Source organism: Nocardia cyriacigeorgica (assembly GCF_010868145.1).
GTDB lineage: Bacteria > Actinomycetota > Actinomycetes > Mycobacteriales > Mycobacteriaceae > Nocardia > Nocardia cyriacigeorgica_D.
The window spans coordinates 1-282 of sequence record NZ_JAAGUY010000089.1 but is presented as its reverse complement, the minus strand read 5'-3'; the positions used below and the strand labels follow the sequence as shown (position 1 = coordinate 282).

Below are 282 nucleotides of genomic sequence, written 5' to 3'. Positions count from 1 at the left end.
CCGAAGCCAGGCGCCGGGTGCGGCGAGCCATCTGCGCGGTGGCGGCGAGGACCTCGGGTGTGACGAAACGGGCCGGCGGCAGTTCGCTGCCGGGGATCAGCACGGTGTCGAACGGCGCCGCTTCCATCGCGCTGCCCATCACACACACCTGGGTGCCGAGGGACGTCACCACCGGGCAGCCATCGGGCGAAACGGTGACCACGTCATAGCCGGCCAGCGACTGATTGGCATCGACGAACACTTCGGCGGGCCCGGTGTAGTCGAGCATCTTCACACCATCGA

Annotated in this window: 1 protein-coding gene; it reads right to left on the bottom strand. The window is 68.4% G+C overall.

The window, feature by feature from the left end; genetic code table 11:
* Positions 1–268, bottom strand: a 268-nt coding sequence (locus GV792_RS28875; RefSeq protein ID WP_306044048.1) for a DJ-1/PfpI family protein, incomplete at its 3' end; no start/stop codon positions are given.
* Positions 269–282 lie beyond the last annotated feature (14 nt).